A 15,558-nucleotide genomic window follows, 5' to 3' on the forward strand; every position below is an offset into this window, starting at 1 on the left:
CGCGGAGCCGGAACGGACAGGGTTTAGTGAGCCGCCGCGCGCTCTGTGGGGCATGAGCCTCGAAGCCGCGGTGGCGGCGCCGTTCCGTGACCGGGGCCGGTCCAGACTCGGCGAGGGGGAGTTCGTGGTCGCCCTCTCGCTCGACCGCGACTGGTTCACGCCCGATCAGGCCAAGCGCCTCGTCGACGTCGCGGCCGGCCGTGGCCTCGTCTCCCGCGAGGACGACGAACTCGTCGCCGAGTTCGATCCCGCCTCGGTCACCATCCCGGACGGCTTCGTCCCCGACGAGTCGGTCCTCCGCGAGCAGTCCGTCTTCGAGCGCGTCCTCTCGGCGCTCGTCGACGCCGGCGTCGAGAAACAGGAGGCCGTCGCCGCCATCAACGAGCGCCAGCGCGAACTCGGCGTCACCGTCGAGGCCGCGGCTATCCTCTACGCCCGCCGTCGGGGCGTCGGCGTCGGCGACGCCGCGGACCGGGCGCTCGCCGACCTGTGCGAGGGCGAGGTACGCGAGGGGGACGTACGCGAGGGCGACGGCGAGCGTTGAAACCCCTCCGTCCCCTACCCCGCGCATGGTCGACTCCGGCCTCTCCGACGGCGTTCGGATCGCGCAGTTGCTCGCCTCGGACCTCGTCGGTCACGAGGACAGACTCGCGGCCGTCACGGTGACCGATTCCGATCCGGACGTGGAGCCGACGGCCGACGGGCGCCGCGCCTACGTGATCCGCGCCGACGGCGACCCGCTGGCGACGGCGTTCGTCCACCCCGAGCGCGCCCGTCTCGAGTTCCGGACGGCCAACGAGGCCGTCGTCGGCGCCGCGGACGACGCCGGCCTCCGCGTCCGGCCGAAGGCGGTCGATCCCCCGCGAACCGTCGTCTTCGTCGAGGACGGCGCCGAGGTGAAACGCGCGCTCGGCGTCGTCGAGGCGGCGGTCGCGGCCTCCGGGGACCGCTGAACGCGCCTACCGCGAGTCGAGGATCGACGGGAGCCGCGCCGCCAGTTCGTCGCGCTCGACGTGGGCTATCGCCGCCGGATCGGGGGCGGGACCGCCCGGGAAGGTCACCTGGACCGCGTCGATGCCGGCGGCCGTCGCGCCGCCGACGTCGGCGTCGACGTCGTCGCCGACGAACACCGTCGCCGCGGCGTCGGTGCCCAGCGCGTCGAGCAGCGTCTCGAACGCCGTCGCGTCGGGCTTGCCGGCGCTCAGTTCGCCGGTGACCAGGGTGACGTCGAAGGCGTCGGTCCACCCCAGCGCCCGGAGCTTCGACCGCTGGGCGACGACGGGGCCGTTCGTCAGCAGTCCGAGGCGGTACCGCTCGCGGAGCGTCGCGAGCATCGCCTCCACCCCCTCGACCGGTTCGAGCGAGGCGTTCACCCGCTCGCGGTAGGCCCGCGCGAGTTCGTCGGCGTCGGCGTCGGTGTCGAGGCCGTCGAGCAGGCGCTCGAACACCGGTTCCCGGCTCCGCGCGGTCAGGTTGTCGGCGTGGGCGTCGAGATACGCCTCCCGCGAGCGCGGCGGCGCCCCGACGGCACGCATCGCCTCCACCAGCAGCGTCTCGCGGTCGACCGCCGTGACCGCCAGCGTGTCGTCGAGGTCGAACGCCACCGCGGCCGTTTCCATACGCCCCCTATTCGGGCGACGGGTATGAGCGTGCCGTCTCCCGATGGGACCACGAGGGTATTTGTCTCCCCGGCCGATGGGTGGGGTATGACGCTCGATCCGGTCCACGTCGACGGTATCGCCGACATCGCCGGATTCCTCGCCCGGCGGGTCGACGACACCGACCACGACGACCTGGCGCGGACGGCCTACGAGGAGTGGCTCGACCCGCTCCGTGCCGACGGCCGCACCGTGATCGACCCCCTCGACGACCGCCGCCTGCGGTCCGTCCCCGTCGACGACGTGGCGCTCTGTGACCCTCCCTTCCCCACCGTCCACGGCCTCGACTCCGGGACGATCAACCCGACGACGTTCAAGAACGGGTTGGTGCTGGACGTGGCCCACGCCGCGATGGCCGCGGAGCCCTCGGACCTCGACCTCCACCGCGCCCGGAGTCTGGTGACGACCGTCCACGCCAACGACCCGACGCTCGCGCTCGAGATGGACTGGCAGCGCCGCGACGAGGGGTACCTCCGACGGCGGATCCTCCACGCCCCCCGGGTGAACCGCTACGCCGAGGGGGTGGTCCACGCCCTCGCGCTCTACCTCGCGGAGAGCTCCCACGCCCTCGAACACGCCGACGCGGTCGAGGACTGCCTGCTCCTCGACGGCCCGCTCTACCCCAAGGAACTCCTCAACTGGCAGGATCGCAACGCGGAACTCGGCGCGCTGACGACGGAGGCCAAACCGCGGGCCATCGTCGAGAACTACGTCCGTCTCGTGGAGCGACTCCTCGACCGCGGCGTCGCCGTCGCCGGCTTCGTCAAGAACCCGTCGCCGAAGCTCATCACCCGGACGCTCCGCGAGAAGGGCGTCGACGCGCCCTGGGTCGACGACACCGCCCTCTTTACGCGCCTGCTGGATCCCGGCGACGGCGACGACCGGCCGACCGACCGGCTCACCTTCACCAACTGGTTCCGCTCGCGCGGCGGCTCGGACCGCACGCTCGCGGCCGACGGCGACGCCCTCGGCGTGGACCGGCGGCGCGACCCCGCGGACTACGAGGTGACCTTCTTCGTCGTCTACGACCCACGCGAGGACCTCTGTTACCGGATCGAGGCCCCCGCGGGCCTGACCCGCGACGCCGACGCTCGGGACCGCCTGACGCGACAGGTCCTGCGCGACGTGGCGACCGCCCGTGGCCCGCCGCCGGTCGTCGAACGGGCGGACGCGCTCGCACGGATCGGCGTCGACGAGAAGGCCGCGTTACGGCGGAAGTTCGAAGAACGGCTCGACTCGTCGTTCGTCCGCACCTACGACGACCACCGCTGGGGCGAGGAGTTCTAATCCACCGGATCGGCCTTCTCGACCTCGATTTCGACCGTCGACTCCGGGACGCCCACCCGCGCGAACTGGGTGCGGAGGTGCTCCTCGGCGGCCTCGATGGCCTGGTCTTTGGTGTCGAACCCGCGGGGCATCGGCGACTCGAAGGCGACCTGGATCTCCTCGCCGTCGATGGTGGTCGTCGACCCGCCGCTCTCGACCTCGTAGAACTCGTCGCACACCCACACGTAGGGGGCGTCCTCGTCCGGCGCGCCCTGAAAGCTCGGGGCGCGCTCACCCCGCTCGTACACGGTGCCGGTGAGCGTCGTGTCCCCGCCCCTCCCGCGGATCAGTAACATCGCCTCCGGGTACGGGTGCCCGACGTAAAAGGCGTGCGTGACGACCGAGAGCGTCGGCCGTCTCCACCCCCGAACCTGCCGCTCACTCCCCCCCGAAGGCGTCGCGCAATCCGTCGGCGATCACCCGGCGGGCGTCCCGTGCCCGGTCGAGGTCCGGGAACGACGCGAAGACGTGGACCATCCCCGGATAGTTCTCGTGGGTGACCGCCACGCCCGCCTGGCGGAGGCGGTCGGCGTACGCCGCCCCCTCGTCCCGCAGCGGATCGTACCCCGCCGTGATCACCGTCGCGGACGGCACCCCCGAGAGGTCCGCCGCCCGGAGCGGCGACGCGTAGGGGTTGGCACCGTCGACCTCGTCGTCGAGGTAGCGGTCCCAGTACCAGCGCATGCTCGCCCGCGAGAGCAGGTATCCCGAGGCGTTCTCGGCGTACGACGCCGTGTCGAAGGCGTGGTCCGTCACCGGGTAGAGCAACACCTGGTGGGCTATCTCCGGCCCGCCGCGCTCGCGGGCGAGGAGCGTCGTGGCGGCCGCGAGGTTGCCGCCGGCGCTGTCGCCACCCACGACGATCCGGTCCGGGTCGCCGCCGGCGACTCCCGCGTGCTCGCTCGCCCACGCCGTCGCCGCGTAGGCGTCGCGAACGGGCGTCGGGAACGGGTGCTCCGGCGCGCGCCGGTAGTCGACCGAGACGACGACGCAGTCCGCGGCCCCGGCGAGCAGTCGACAGAGGCCGTCGTGGGTGTCGAGGTCGCCGCGGACCCAGCCGCCGCCGTGGAGGTAGACGAGGACCGGACGACCCACGGCCTCGCCGCCCTCACCCGGCGGCGTGTAGGTTCGCACCGACAGCGGCGTCTCGGGGTCGCCGCCGGGTCCGGGGATCGAGAGGTTTCGGACCGTGAGGTCGTCGTCCGGCGGGTCGTCGTCCACCAGGAGGTCCCGGAGCGCCTCGCGGGCGCCCGTCACCGAGAGGGCGTGGGTCGGGGGGAGGTCGACCCGTTCGAGGATCCTCTCGGCCTCGGGGTGGAGGTCGGGAGCGCGGTCGGTCACACCTTACCACGCCGCTGCTGGGCCGCTCGGTTCATGTTCCCGAACATCTCCGCTCGTCTATAAATCGCCCGCCGCCGACGCTCCGGAGACGGCCGGTCGACACGTCGTCGCTTCGTCGGGACGTCTAGTCCGCCTCGATGGTCAGGGTCCCGGTGTCGGTCACGTCGCCGTTCACGCCGACGGTGACGGTGTAGTCGCCCTCCCCGGGGTTCTCGACGTCCCCGTACTCGACGACGAGCGTGTCGCCGCCGTCGAGGCCGTGGTTCCCCGACAGTTCGATCCTGAGCGTGTTGCCGCCGCCGGAGACGATCACGCCGTCACCGGGCGGGCAGCACTCCACGTCGCTCGTCGCGTCGACCTCGATGCTGCCGTCGCGGTCCTCGTCGATGCCGACCGTCACGACGTCGGCCCGTTCGTCCACACCGCTCGCGTCTGCCGACCCGCTCGGATACCTGACGACGACGCTGTTCAGGGAGTTGCCGGCGGTGTTCGAGTTCGGGGCGACGGTGTATCTCACCACGTGCGACGTGATCCCGTTCGGGTCGTCCTCGCGCGCCTGAACGAGTCGGCCGCTCTCGTCCGGGTCGTCTTCGGGGTCCTCCGTCCCCGGTCCGTCGGACTTCTCGCAGGCTATCGTTCGGCTGGCGTTCGTCGACACCGAGAACCCCTCTCCCTCGATGTCGACGTCGAGTTCGAGCGTGTGTGCGGATCCGTTCGTCTCCCGTGGCTGAAACGTGATCGGCGCACCGGGATCGACGGTTCCGACCTCGACGGTGAACGACTCCTCGTCGTCGTACCCCCGGGTTTCGATGTCCCCGCCGACGGCATCGACCTCGACCGTCCCGCCCGTGACCGCGCCCGCGAACCTGTTGTACAGCAGCACGCTCTCGCCTCCGGTACACCTGATCTCGCCGCCCGGAATGCTGAGGAACGCGTTCCCGTCGTCGGCGACGGCAACGTTCACGCTCCGGTCGGCCGTCACCGAACTGTATCCCCCGACACCGAGGGCCATGCTCGCCGCTGTACACAGGGCGACCACCGCCACGATGCGCCGAGTTCGTCGGTTCATTCGATTTCCGGTGGTGCGTCGTCGGTTCCCAAGCGCATCTTACGGGTGTAGTAGGTGTGGACCAGCGCCAGTGCGGCGATGGCAGTGATCGTGAAGACCGCACAGCCGGCGTCGGTCAGTCCCGCCAGAATCGGCAGGTCGAGCGCGTGGCCCAGCGTGACGGTGGCCGCCAGCCCGCCGACGCCGAGGTAGTAGAGGCTCCAGGGGACGTCGTGGCCCTCCACGACCTCCAGGTAGACGTCGACGTCCGCGGCGTCGTCAGTAAGCGTCACCTCGCCCGCGCGACGGTCGAAGTCGACCAGGTTCAGATCCTCCATCTTCGGCAGGTGGAACTGCTGGAGCGAGGTGTAGACGTTCTTGCGCGCGTCGGAGCCCACCGACGCGACGTCGATGCCGTTCTCCCAGGCGGCGACGTGTTCCGCGAGCGTCCCCAGCGCCGCCCGCGCCCCGTTCCCGCGCAGGTAGTGGATGACGAACCGGCGCCGTCGGTTGCTCAACACCTCGTACACGTCGTCTCGTGCTAAACTCATGTCGTTCGTATCCCCCCAACTGACCGCGTTGGCTACGTGGCACCCTCACTGCAGTATCCCACATAAGTAACCGCCGCCGTCGGGGTTTTCAGGACCCGCAAGCCCGTTCTCAACCGCGTCCTGAACCGTCTCGGCCATCGTTTGAAACCGGTAAATCACCCTGTTGAACCGGTTCTACCGACCGTTGTACCTCGTTCAATCGGCTCACTACAAACGGGGTGGGGGTATAGGGACGTGATGTGCTCCGGACGGGGCACTGACAACCAATGCAACGGCGAAAGTTCATCGCAGGTGTGGGATCGCTGGCCGCTGGCGCGGCGGCCGTGACTGGTACTGGTGCGTTCACGAGCGTGCAGGCGGATCGAAGTCTGACGATCAACACTCGGTACAACTCCGACGCGCTTCTCGGGCTGGGTGCCGAAGACAGCGAGAACGGGGACGAGTACGTGGTCAACCCCGGTGCCTCGGGTAGCAACGGGATCGCGATCGACCTCGGTGATGCGGACGGAGACAGCGTCGGGGACGGCAGTGGCAATCCGTACGGCGTCAACGGCAACGCGCTCACGATCATTCGCGACCTCATCTACGTCAAAAACCAGGGGAGCCAGGAGGTCTACGTCCACTTCGAGGGACTCCCCAACAACGTTCGGGTGTTCCACGACGACTCCTCCTTCCCGAAGGGGGAGGACGGTGGCGCTTACACGGGCAACCTGAGCAACCCCGGTACTGGCCGGTTCCAGCCGGACGACCCGGACGCGAGCGAGTCGAACAACTACTTCAAACTCCCCGATCTGTCGCCCGGTGACACGCTCGAGAACATCGGCCTGCTGATCGACACCACCAGCGGAAACGTCCAGTTCAGCGGGGACATCACGATCGTCGCCGAGACCCTCGAGGAAGCCGAGAGCTGATCGAGCTCGAGCGGCGTGCTACACGGGCGCCGTCGAGTTCCCTACCATGAAGCGAAGAGATTACCTCGTCGGTCTGACCGGAATCGCGGCCGGTACCAGCTTCACGCTCGGTACTGGCGCGTTCACCAGCACGACCGCACACCGGAGCCTCGAAGTGTCGACGGCGGCGGACAGCGAAGCGATGCTGAGACTCACACAGCGGGGCGCCGGTCGTCGCAGTACCGTGAACGGAGGTGACCCGCAGCAAGTGGAGTTCGAGTTCCCCGGCAGGGACGCGAGCGACGACCTCGGACTGGGGGTCGACTCGGTGTACGAGTTCGACATCGACGCTGGCGAGGCTGGTCGAAGCTCACCGATAGCGGGGCTCCTCCGCATCGAGAACCGTGGGAACGAACCCGTCGAGGTCTACTCGACCCACGAGACCGCGTCGGATCTGGAGATCGAGCTGTACGACGTGACCGACGACGACGAGACGGCGCTCAGGGACGACCCGGCCGTGCTCGATATCGGCGAGTTCGTCGACGTCGGATTCCGAATCCGCACGCACGGGGCGGGGATCGGAACGTTCGACGAGACGCTGACGATCGTCGCCGATCCAGTGAGCGACTGACACGCGGGGTGACGGACCCCCGAAACACCCGTCGTCGATCCGTGGGAGGAGACGACGCGACCTCGGTTGACTACCGCCCGGACGAATGAGACGAGACGCAGCCCTGCTCGTGGTACTCGCGCTTTTCGGAGCGGCGACCCTCTCCACGAGTGCGGCACCGCTGACCGCGACCGACGACGTGACCGACGACGTCCACCTCTCGCCGGCGAGCGACTACGCCTACCTCGACCGGGAGGGTGAACTCGCCATCGACGTGTCGCCGTCCAACCCGGACATCGACGGCGGCGGCGTCAACGGGGACGGCCGGACGGACCTCGGCGGCGTGTTCCGCGTCCGGTACACGGGAGACGTCCCCGCCCGGATTTGGGCGACCGCCGACTCCGCGGCGGTGACGTTCGTCGTCGACGGTCGCCCCGTGCAGTCGCGGACCGCCGCCGTCGTCCTCGGCACGAACGAGTCCGCAACGGTCGGCCTCGTCGTCGACACGACCGCTGCCGACGGGCCGATCGACGACTTCGAGGTTCACGCCCGAGTCGCTGAGTCGGCAGGAGGTGGCGAGCGGGTGCCGAAGACGGCCGGCACCGACGGGGACGTTACGTCAGTTCGCATCGAGCGACCGAGGCCGGATCGGCGCACGGTACTGATCCCGGCTGCGTCCACCGGCGAAAGCGTCAGCGTGCGGTTCGACGGGCTGATCCTCGACGAGGCGGGCGGCGGGGCGGTCACGCTCGACGCGCTCCGCGTCGACCGGGCGGGGGCGGAGCCGATCAGCCTCGCCCTCGAGACGGGGGAGTCGGTACCGACGGTTGCCACACCGGACGGGCGCCCCGTGACCGTTCTGGGCTCGGTGCGGGTCACGCCCACGCGCGGAGCCACCTCCGTCGGCCCCGCAACCCTCCGGTTCCGCATCGACGACCGGTATCTCGACGGGGTGGGCGTCGACGGCGGGAAACTGGTCGTCCACAGGTACAGCGGGACCGAATCGAGTCGCGTCGCCCTCGGAGAACTGCACGAGGGTCGGAGCGTGACGGTCGAGACTCCTGGGTTCTCGACGTTCGTGGTGGCGGTCGAACCCGTCCCGGAGGGCGGCCCCGTCGAGGGACGGCGAGGGAACTCGAACGACCGCCGGAACGCGGTCGACGGCGCGGACGAGGGTGGCCTGCCGGCCGAGGCGTCGGAAACGACGCGGGTCGCCGACGACCCGGACGAGACGGCGGGAGTCGCCGGCCGGAGTCACGAGCGAGCGGCCGGGACGCCGACGCAGTCGAACGGGGTCCTGGCGGGACTGGACGTGGCGGGGGACGGTCCGTGGGTGACTGTCGCCGGCTTCGTCCTGGGGCTGCTAGTGGTCGGATGGAGGGTCGCCCGTGGAGCGTAGGACACGCGGGGTGTGGGCGTCCCACCATTTTTGTCGGACTGACACGTCCTCCCGATGACCGCCACAATGTCGCCCCGACGTATCCTCTCGCTGGCCGTGGAGCTGCTGGTCGTCGTCCTGATCGTCTCCCTTCTGGCGGGCCAGGTGCTCGGGCAGCCGGTGTTGCTGAGTTACGTCGAGACGGGGAGCATGTCGCCGACGATGGAGCCCGGGGACGGGTTCGTGGCCGTCCCATCGTCGCTCACCGGACCGCCCGAACGAGGGGACGTGATCGTCTTCCGTGCCGAACAGATCCAGGGGGGTGGTCTCACGACCCACCGGGTCGTCCGGGAGACGGACCGTGGGTACATCACGCGCGGGGACGGGAATCCGTTCACCGATCAGGACGGCGACGAGCCGCCGGTGAAAGACGCCCAGATCGTCGCCGAGGCGCTTCAGGTCGGTGGGACCGTCCTCGTGATCCCGAACCTCGGCACCGCCGTGGTCGGGATTCAGGACGTCGTCGGTGGCGTCCAGCGATGGCTCGCGATCGCGTTCGGTATGCAGTCGTTGCTCGGGTCACAGGGGCTGATCTATCTCGCGTTCGGCGTCACTGCGATCGCGTACGTACTCGACCTCCTGATCGGGAGCGACCGTACCGGCCGCGAGCGATCACGAAGCCGAGACGACGGCCTCTCGTCGCGGCTCCTGCTCGCCGGGATGGCGTTGCTCGTCGTCTCGACGGCGACGGCGGCGATGGTCGTCCCCGCTGGCCCCCAGCAGTTCGCCATCATCAGCGCCGAATTCGAGTCAGACCGTCCGACGACCATCCCACAGGGGGAGTCGTCGTCGCTCGATTACACCGTCCCCAACACCGGTCTCGTCCCCGTCTACGTGTACCTGGAGCCCGGAAGCGACGGCGTCGAAATCGATCCCCGGCGGGTGTACGTGGCTGGGCGGGCGAGCGCCGAGGCGACGATGACGATCCACGCGCCCCCGGAAACCGGATACTACCGGCGATACATGGTCGAACATCGGTATCTCGCTCTCCTTCCGGGGAACGTCGTCGACGCCCTGTACCGACTCCATCCGTGGACGCCGATCGTCGCCATCGACCTCCTCCTCGGCGGATCGGTGTACCTCCTCGGCAGGGTACTCGTCGGCTCCGGCCGGATCAGATCGCGGTCCCGAGAGGGACCGTCGACACTGCACCGACTGGCGAACCGACTGATCTGATCCCGGCGGAGGTGTCGGATACTCAAGTTTCTTAACGTCCCGTCAGAAACGGGACGGCCATGTCGTCGGGGGGAGACCGAGACCGATTGGAGTTGCGCGGCCGCGTGATACTCGACGAGTGGTTCTGGGTCGTCGTGCTGGTGGCCATCGTACTGACCGCTGCCGGTGGATACGCGACGTACACGGCCTACGAGGCCCCCGGAACCATCTCGGAGGAGCGACAGGTCGCGAGCTGGGAGGGTAACGGTAGCTACACTACTGCGGCGACGGTCACCGAACGGAACCCCCTGTTCCCCGTCGGGACGGAACTCACGGATCGTCCGGCGTACTTCCGGACGGTGAGTCCGCGGTTGGACGGGACGTTCGCCTTCGAGTACGAGGCGAGCGACGGCGGCAGTCTCGACGTCTCCGTCCAGCAGACGCTCGTCCTCCGTTCGATCGAGGAACGCGAGGACAGGACCATCGAGTACTGGCGCATCGAATCGCCGCTCAACGGTACCGAGACGACTGGCGTCGGTCCGGGCGACGCCGTAACGGTGGCGTTCTCGCGGGACATCAACCGGTCGGCGGCTCGCTTGGCGGACGTTAGCGATCGGTTCGGTCCAGCGTCGGGGTCGACGCAGATTCTCGTCGTCGCCAGGGTGGCTATCGAGGGGGAGGTCAACGGTCGGACCGTCGACCGAAACGGGACGTACACGATGCCCATCGGCGTCGGGGGAACGGTCTACGCTCCAGGCGCCGTCAGAGGCGAGGCCTTCTCCGGTTCGACGACGGAGCTGGTCACCCGCGAGCGAACGTACGGACCCCTCTACCGGATCGGCGGGCCGGTGGCACTCCTGTTCGGGGTCGTCGGTAGCGTCGGCCTCGGCTACGGACGGTACGACGACCGCTTCGCCGTCTCCGGGGCCGAACGGACGGCCCTCGACTTCGAATCGACCCGCGAGGAGTTCGACGACTGGATCACGACCGCCAGCCTCCCCCAGGCCGTCCTCGACCGCCCGCGCGTCGACGTCGACTCGCTGGAGGGCCTCGTCGACACCGCCATCGACGTGGAGGCGCGGGTCTTCGAGACGCCCCGTGGCGACGCGTTCTACGTGCCCCACGAGGACCTCCTGTACGTCTACGAGCCGCCGACGGCGGGCCGCGACGCGACGCTCGGGGGCGAGGCGGCGACGACCGGTGACGGGGAGTCGGTCGACGGGACGGCGGACGAGGACGCGGACGGGACCGCCGACTCCTGATCGCGCCGAAAGGGGTTTCACGCCCATCTCCGTGGGTGGTGATATGTCCGACCTCGGCGACTTCACCGAAGTCACGGCCGACGACGGGACGGGCCGGGACGACGACCCGCCGCCGTCCGATCACGACGGCGACGACACCGACGGCGGAGACGGGACGGCCGCGGACGACTTCGACGCGTACGACGTCTCGCCCGCCGGCAGCGATCGGGGACTGGGATCCATCTCCGTCTCGCAGGGGCTCCGCGTCGCCGAGGACGGCGACGACACGACGCTCAAGGCGTTCGTCACCAGCGACAACCGCGAGTCGGTTCGGCTGGGCAAGTACGTCCTCGTTCCCTACCCCGACGACGAGACGCTGTTCTGTCGGATCACCGCCCTGGAGTACGCCCAGGAGTTCGAGGCCGACGACGCGACCGAGATCCACGCCCGCCGGGCGATGCGCCGCGACGACTTCGCGGAGCGGGACTACAAGTTCGTCGCGACGCTCGAGCCGGTGGCGGTCCTGTTCTCGACGGACGGGGAGCTGAAACGCCGGATGACCGATCGCGTGCCCAAACCTGGGGCCGTCGTCGGCGAAGCCACGGACGCGGCGGAGATCAAGACGGGGCTGGCCATCCCCGCCGAGGGCGTCTTCCTCGGACATCTCTCGGTCGGCGGCGAGACGGTGCGGACGGCCGCCTCGCCCCCGACCATCGACTACCGCCTGAAGGACGACTACGCCGACGGCGACCCGCTGGTCTTCCGCCACACGCTCGTCGCGGGGGGGACGGGGTCGGGCAAGACCCACGCCTCGAAGAACGTCCTCCGGCAGTATCTCGACGCGTCGTATCCGATGGGCGACGGGCGCGAGGCACCGACGGCGGTGGTCCAGTTCGACCCGCAGGACGAGTACGCCCAGATGCACGACGACAACCCCGCGATGGACGACGAGTTCGCCCGCCGACTGGAGCGGGAGGGCATCGCTCACGGCGGCCACGACGACACCGTCGCGCTCGTCCCCGAGGTGGAGGGCGCGTCCTACGGCGGCGGCGCCCACCGCGCCGAGCAGGTTCCCTTCACCGTCCCCTTCCGGATGGTCCGGTCGCGGCCGTGGCTGGTCGCCGGCGCGCGCCTGAACGACAACCAGTACCAGGCGCTCGACTACCTGCTCGACCGGTTCTTCCGCGACTACGGCACCGAGGGCACCTACGCCGAGTTCAAGTCCTACCTCGACGACCCGGCGCTCCGGGAGGAACTCGACGAGTCGGGCCGGGTCCACGAGGCGACGTTCGACGCCGTGCGGCGGCGAGCGCTCGGGAGTGCCTTCTCCCGGGTGTTCGACCGGGACGCCAGGCCGGTGACGGACCTCGTTCACGAACTCGTTCGTCCCGGCGGGCTGACCGTCGTTCCCACGTACCACGTCAACGACTCGCGGGCGACGGAACTGGTCGTCCTCGCCGTCGCGAGCCTGCTGGTCGACGAGAAGCTGTCGAACGACCCCGACTACGAGCGGATCAAGGAGACGCCGCTGATCCTCGGGATGGACGAGGCGCACAACTTCCTGACCGACGCCGAGAGCGTGCAGGCCCGGAAGGTCATCGGGAAGTTCACCGAGGCGGCAAAGCAGGGCCGGAAGGAGCGTCTCGGCCTCTTTCTCATCACGCAGGACCCGCAGGACATCGCGGAGTCGGTGTTCAAGCAGGTGAACACGAAACTCGTCCTCAACCTGGGCGACGAGGACGCCATCAACAGCGTCAACATCCCGCCGACGCTGGAGGACAAGGTGCCCTACATGGAGAAAGGGCAGATGGTCGTCTACTCGCCGGACAACTCCGAACCGGTCGAACTGACGGGCCTGTCGACCTGCGTGACGCGACACGGGGAGTGACGGCGGGCGTCTCCCGCCCGCTCGGTCGAACTGGGTCGGAGCCGCCGGCTGGCCGCCCCGCGCAGCCGACGGTCGGTGAGCCGACCGGCGACCGACTTCCGAGCGTCATCCACCCAGCCACCGGGACACCGCCCCCACGAGCAGGACGACCACGCCGGTGACGAACGGTCCGAGAACCGGGAGGGCGAACGGTACCGCACCGAACGGGAGTGCGAGCGTCGAGGCTCTCACGGGGCGAACGACGGGCGCCCGCCTCGTACCGGTTGCGCACACCGGAGGAGAGCCGATCGACTCCGAGTCAGCGGTCGTCGGACTCGCTCCCGACGTCGACGTGCCGGGGTTCCTCTCGCGTGTCGTCGTCGTTCCCGCTCAGCAGGGCCGACTGAACGTCCTGGGCGAACGATTCGACCCGGTTTCGGAGCGTGTCGACCTCCTCCTCGAACTGTTCGACGGACCGTTCGACGTAGTGAACCCGCTGGAGGGGGATGCGGCGAACGATGTCGTTGCCCGCCTCGTCCTCGTCGAGTTTGATGATCCAGTGGTCCTGGAAGTACGCGATGCTCTCGTTGTCGACCGTCCGCTCGACGGTTCCGTCGGCTGGGTCCTCGTACACGATGACCGCGCTGCCGAAGTCAGGTTCTGCCACGGGGACGCTCGGCGGGGGAGACGGGTAGACCTGTCGTTTCGGTGGGAGAACCCGCTTCGTCGTCGGGGGCGGAGCGGCTCCGCCGGCCGACGGCGACGCGTCGCGGCGGACCGCTACCTTCATTTCCACGCTCCCGTACACGAACGCATGACCCTGGAACCGGAGCGCCGGGACTTTCTGGACCGACTGCTGGAGACGCCGAGTCCGTCGGGGTTCGAGACCCGCGGCCAGCGCGTCTGGCTGGAGTACGTGCGCGAGTTCGCCGACGAGGTCCGCACCGACGACTACGGCAACGCGGTGGCGGTTCACCGCGGCGGCGAGACGGAGTTCGCCGTCGCGGGCCACGCCGACGAGGTGGGGTTCATCGTCCGCCGGATCGACGACGACGGCTACGTCCGCATCGGCTCCATCGGCGGCGCCGACCGCACCGTCTCGAAGGGACAGCACGTGACGATCCACGGCGACGACCCGGTGGCCGGCGTGGTCGGGCAGACGGCGATCCACCTGCGCGAGAAAGGCGAGGAGACCTACGACGACATCGGCGAACAGTACGTCGACGTGGGCGCCGAGGACGGCGAGGAGGCCGGCGCCCTCGTTTCGGTCGGCGACCCCGTCACGTTCTCGACGACCGTCGAGGAACTCCACGGGTCCCGGCTCTCGGCCCGCGGCCTCGACAACCGCGTCGGCGTCTGGGCGGCCGCCGAGGCCCTCCGTCGGGCCGTCGAGGCCGACGTGGACGCGACGGTGTACGCCGTCAGCACGATTCAGGAGGAGGTGGGCCTGCAGGGCGCGCGGATGGTCGGGTTCGACCTGTCGCCGGACGCCGTCGTCGCGGTGGACGTGACCCACGCGACGGACTCGCCCGGTGTCCCCGAGAAGCAGCGCGGTCCCGTCGAACTCGGCGGCGGGCCGGTCGTCTCGCGGGGGAGCGCCAACCACCCCGTCCTCGTCGACCTGGCGCGGGACGCCGCGGCCGACGTCGACGTGGGCGTGCAGTTACAGGCGACGGGGTCGCGAACCGGCACCGACGCCGACGCCTTCTACACGGCCCACGGGGGGACGCCGGCGCTGAACCTGGGGCTCCCGAACCGCTACATGCACACGCCGGTCGAGGTGATCGACGAGACCGACCTCCGTGATCTGGCGGCCGTCCTCGGGGCGATGGCCGAACGCGCGGGGACGGTCGAGGACTTCGCGGTCGACGTGTGAGGGGCTGTGACACCGTGAACCGAAAGAAAACCGTTAAAGGTCGCCCCCGGGTGTGATGAGGTATGGCTGGAACCATCGAAGTGCTCGTTCCCGGCGGCGAGGCCTCTCCCGGCCCGCCGCTCGGGCCGGAACTCGGCCCGACGCCGGTCGACGTGCAGGCCGTCGTACAGCAGATCAACGACGAGACGGCCGCGTTCGACGGCATGGAAGTCCCCGTCACCGTCGAGTACGACGACGACGGCTCCTTCACCATCGAGGTGGGCGTCCCGCCGACGGCCGAACTCATCAAGGACGAGGCCGGCTTCGAGACGGGCAGCGGCGAACCCCAGGAGACCTTCGTCGCCGACCTCACCGTCGAACAGGTGCAGAAGATCGCCGAACAGAAGCAGTCCGACCTGCTCGCCTACGACCTGAAGAACGCCGCGAAGGAGGTCGTCGGCACCTGCGTCTCCCTCGGCGTCACCATCGAGGGCAACGACCCCCGTCAGTTCAAGGACCGGATCGACGAGGGCGAGTACGACGACCGGTTCGCCGACGAAGCGGCGGCGTAACTCGGC

Annotated in this window: 18 protein-coding genes; 11 read left to right on the plus strand and 7 right to left on the minus strand. The window is 69.6% G+C overall.

Annotated features, from left to right (window positions below):
* The first annotated feature begins 52 nt into the window (after window positions 1-52).
* Window positions 53-544, plus strand: a complete 492-nt coding sequence (locus NBT67_RS03230; RefSeq protein WP_251343374.1) for a DUF2240 family protein — start codon at window positions 53-55, stop codon at window positions 542-544.
* Between the two features lie 25 nt (window positions 545-569).
* On the plus strand, window positions 570-953 hold the full coding sequence (locus NBT67_RS03235; RefSeq protein ID WP_251343375.1) for a DUF7993 family protein: 384 nt from the start codon (window positions 570-572) through the stop codon (window positions 951-953).
* A gap of 6 nt (window positions 954-959) precedes the next feature.
* Here the strand turns inward: NBT67_RS03235 and NBT67_RS03240 are convergent, their stop codons facing one another.
* A complete protein-coding gene (locus NBT67_RS03240) occupies window positions 960-1,619 on the minus strand; it encodes an HAD family hydrolase (RefSeq protein WP_251343376.1) in 660 nt (219 codons plus the stop codon).
* A gap of 87 nt (window positions 1,620-1,706) precedes the next feature.
* Here NBT67_RS03240 and NBT67_RS03245 point away from each other — a divergent pair, with 87 nt between their 5' ends.
* On the plus strand, window positions 1,707-2,945 hold the full coding sequence (locus NBT67_RS03245; RefSeq protein WP_251343377.1) for a DNA double-strand break repair nuclease NurA: 1,239 nt from the start codon (window positions 1,707-1,709) through the stop codon (window positions 2,943-2,945).
* Here the strand turns inward: NBT67_RS03245 and NBT67_RS03250 are convergent.
* From NBT67_RS03250 to NBT67_RS03265, 4 genes are all read right to left on the minus strand, one after another.
* A complete protein-coding gene (locus NBT67_RS03250) occupies window positions 2,942-3,280 on the minus strand; it encodes a DUF7113 family protein (RefSeq protein ID WP_251343378.1) in 339 nt (112 codons plus the stop codon). The genes NBT67_RS03245 and NBT67_RS03250 overlap by 4 nt on opposite strands.
* Before the next feature lie 82 nt (window positions 3,281-3,362).
* Window positions 3,363-4,325, minus strand: coding sequence for an alpha/beta hydrolase (locus NBT67_RS03255; protein WP_251343379.1), 963 nt, complete (start codon window positions 4,323-4,325; stop codon window positions 3,363-3,365).
* A gap of 124 nt (window positions 4,326-4,449) precedes the next feature.
* A complete protein-coding gene (locus NBT67_RS03260; RefSeq protein WP_251343380.1) occupies window positions 4,450-5,394 on the minus strand; it encodes a hypothetical protein in 945 nt (314 codons plus the stop codon).
* Entirely contained in the window at window positions 5,391-5,924 is a 534-nt protein-coding gene (locus NBT67_RS03265) for a DUF7344 domain-containing protein (protein ID WP_251343381.1), read from the minus strand. The genes NBT67_RS03260 and NBT67_RS03265 overlap by 4 nt, the downstream gene beginning before the upstream one ends.
* Before the next feature lie 266 nt (window positions 5,925-6,190).
* Here NBT67_RS03265 and NBT67_RS03270 point away from each other — a divergent pair, with 266 nt between their 5' ends.
* The 6 genes from NBT67_RS03270 to NBT67_RS03295 all read left to right on the plus strand — a co-directional run bounded on the left by NBT67_RS03270 (window position 6,191) and on the right by NBT67_RS03295 (window position 13,146).
* A complete protein-coding gene (locus NBT67_RS03270; RefSeq protein WP_251343382.1) occupies window positions 6,191-6,835 on the plus strand; it encodes a hypothetical protein in 645 nt (214 codons plus the stop codon).
* Between the two features lie 46 nt (window positions 6,836-6,881).
* Window positions 6,882-7,445, plus strand: a complete 564-nt coding sequence (locus NBT67_RS03275) for a hypothetical protein (RefSeq protein ID WP_251343383.1) — start codon at window positions 6,882-6,884, stop codon at window positions 7,443-7,445.
* 85 nt (window positions 7,446-7,530) lie between these two features.
* A complete protein-coding gene (locus tag NBT67_RS03280) occupies window positions 7,531-8,823 on the plus strand; it encodes a hypothetical protein (protein WP_251343384.1) in 1,293 nt (430 codons plus the stop codon).
* Window positions 8,824-8,889: 66 nt separating this feature from the next.
* Window positions 8,890-10,038 carry a signal peptidase I gene (locus tag NBT67_RS03285; RefSeq protein ID WP_251343385.1) on the plus strand — a complete coding sequence of 383 codons (1,149 nt, stop codon included), beginning with the start codon at window positions 8,890-8,892 and terminating at the stop codon, window positions 10,036-10,038.
* Between the two features lie 59 nt (window positions 10,039-10,097).
* Window positions 10,098-11,279, plus strand: a complete 1,182-nt coding sequence (locus tag NBT67_RS03290; RefSeq protein WP_251343386.1) for a DUF5305 domain-containing protein — start codon at window positions 10,098-10,100, stop codon at window positions 11,277-11,279.
* Between the two features lie 43 nt (window positions 11,280-11,322).
* Window positions 11,323-13,146: an ATP-binding protein gene (locus tag NBT67_RS03295; protein ID WP_251343387.1), complete on the plus strand. Its 1,824-nt coding sequence runs from the start codon at window positions 11,323-11,325 to the stop codon at window positions 13,144-13,146.
* A 105-nt stretch (window positions 13,147-13,251) separates the two neighbouring features.
* Here NBT67_RS03295 and NBT67_RS17980 read toward each other — a convergent pair whose 3' ends face one another.
* Window positions 13,252-13,377 (minus strand): hypothetical protein, encoded by a 126-nt coding sequence (locus tag NBT67_RS17980; protein ID WP_256474687.1) that lies wholly within the window; start codon window positions 13,375-13,377, stop codon window positions 13,252-13,254.
* Between the two features lie 67 nt (window positions 13,378-13,444).
* The gene (locus NBT67_RS03300) at window positions 13,445-13,792 is read right to left on the minus strand and encodes a hypothetical protein (protein WP_251343388.1); all 348 of its coding nucleotides are present in this window, start codon (window positions 13,790-13,792) and stop codon (window positions 13,445-13,447) included.
* Between the two features lie 153 nt (window positions 13,793-13,945).
* Between NBT67_RS03300 and NBT67_RS03305 the strand changes: the two genes are divergently transcribed.
* Together NBT67_RS03305 and NBT67_RS03310 are read left to right on the plus strand one after the other, a co-directional pair.
* Window positions 13,946-15,001 (plus strand): M20/M25/M40 family metallo-hydrolase, encoded by a 1,056-nt coding sequence (locus NBT67_RS03305; protein WP_251344331.1) that lies wholly within the window; start codon window positions 13,946-13,948, stop codon window positions 14,999-15,001.
* 62 nt (window positions 15,002-15,063) lie between these two features.
* The gene (locus NBT67_RS03310; protein ID WP_251343389.1) at window positions 15,064-15,552 is read left to right on the plus strand and encodes a 50S ribosomal protein L11; all 489 of its coding nucleotides are present in this window, start codon (window positions 15,064-15,066) and stop codon (window positions 15,550-15,552) included.
* The last annotated feature ends 6 nt before the right edge of the window (window positions 15,553-15,558 follow it).

Source organism: Haloplanus sp. GDY1, from assembly GCF_023703775.1.
GTDB lineage: Archaea > Halobacteriota > Halobacteria > Halobacteriales > Haloferacaceae > Haloplanus > Haloplanus halophilus.

Coding starts and splice junctions, on each gene's coding strand:
- NBT67_RS03235 (WP_251343375.1), top strand. CDS start 570: ATGGTCGACTCCGGCCTCTCCGACGGCGTTCGGATCGCGCAGTTGCTC.
- NBT67_RS03295 (WP_251343387.1), top strand. CDS start 11,323: ATGTCCGACCTCGGCGACTTCACCGAAGTCACGGCCGACGACGGGACG.
- NBT67_RS03280 (WP_251343384.1), top strand. CDS start 7,531: ATGAGACGAGACGCAGCCCTGCTCGTGGTACTCGCGCTTTTCGGAGCG.
- NBT67_RS03285 (WP_251343385.1), top strand. CDS start 8,890: ATGTCGCCCCGACGTATCCTCTCGCTGGCCGTGGAGCTGCTGGTCGTC.
- NBT67_RS03245 (WP_251343377.1), top strand. CDS start 1,707: ATGACGCTCGATCCGGTCCACGTCGACGGTATCGCCGACATCGCCGGA.
- NBT67_RS03270 (WP_251343382.1), top strand. CDS start 6,191: ATGCAACGGCGAAAGTTCATCGCAGGTGTGGGATCGCTGGCCGCTGGC.
- NBT67_RS03250 (WP_251343378.1), bottom strand. CDS start 3,280: ATGTTACTGATCCGCGGGAGGGGCGGGGACACGACGCTCACCGGCACC.
- NBT67_RS03240 (WP_251343376.1), bottom strand. CDS start 1,619: ATGGAAACGGCCGCGGTGGCGTTCGACCTCGACGACACGCTGGCGGTC.
- NBT67_RS03310 (WP_251343389.1), top strand. CDS start 15,064: ATGGCTGGAACCATCGAAGTGCTCGTTCCCGGCGGCGAGGCCTCTCCC.
- NBT67_RS03230 (WP_251343374.1), top strand. CDS start 53: ATGAGCCTCGAAGCCGCGGTGGCGGCGCCGTTCCGTGACCGGGGCCGG.
- NBT67_RS03290 (WP_251343386.1), top strand. CDS start 10,098: ATGTCGTCGGGGGGAGACCGAGACCGATTGGAGTTGCGCGGCCGCGTG.
- NBT67_RS03265 (WP_251343381.1), bottom strand. CDS start 5,924: ATGAGTTTAGCACGAGACGACGTGTACGAGGTGTTGAGCAACCGACGG.
- NBT67_RS03275 (WP_251343383.1), top strand. CDS start 6,882: ATGAAGCGAAGAGATTACCTCGTCGGTCTGACCGGAATCGCGGCCGGT.
- NBT67_RS03260 (WP_251343380.1), bottom strand. CDS start 5,394: ATGAACCGACGAACTCGGCGCATCGTGGCGGTGGTCGCCCTGTGTACA.